Below are 264 nucleotides of genomic sequence, written 5' to 3' on the forward strand. Positions count from 1 at the left end.
GAACAGGGTCAGGTTGTTGGTGAATGTCACGCACTTTCTGCCCGATGCTTTGCTGAAGCATACCTGCCAGACATAGCGCCCGTAGATCCTGTCGGACGTTCGTGTGACTGAGGTGATCTGCGAAAGCGGAACCGCCGTAGGCACCGGCCCACGCCGTAGGTAAAAGGACGCCGCATCAAAGAAGTAGTGCTCCCGATCCTCTTTCCCATCCACCATCACCAAGGTCATGGACGTGCCGGAAATCCGGCGAGGGGGATTCAAACG

1 protein-coding gene is annotated in these 264 nt (G+C 57.2%); it reads right to left on the minus strand.

What is annotated here, in order from left to right; all coding sequences use genetic code 11:
- A partial coding sequence (locus tag CDN38_RS33805) for a hypothetical protein (protein ID WP_204903278.1) occupies positions 1-228 on the minus strand: 228 nt, incomplete at its 3' end.
- Positions 229-264: the final 36 nt, after the last annotated feature.

The sequence above is a fragment of the Mycobacterium ostraviense genome (assembly GCF_002705925.1).
GTDB classification, from domain to species: domain Bacteria; phylum Actinomycetota; class Actinomycetes; order Mycobacteriales; family Mycobacteriaceae; genus Mycobacterium; species Mycobacterium ostraviense.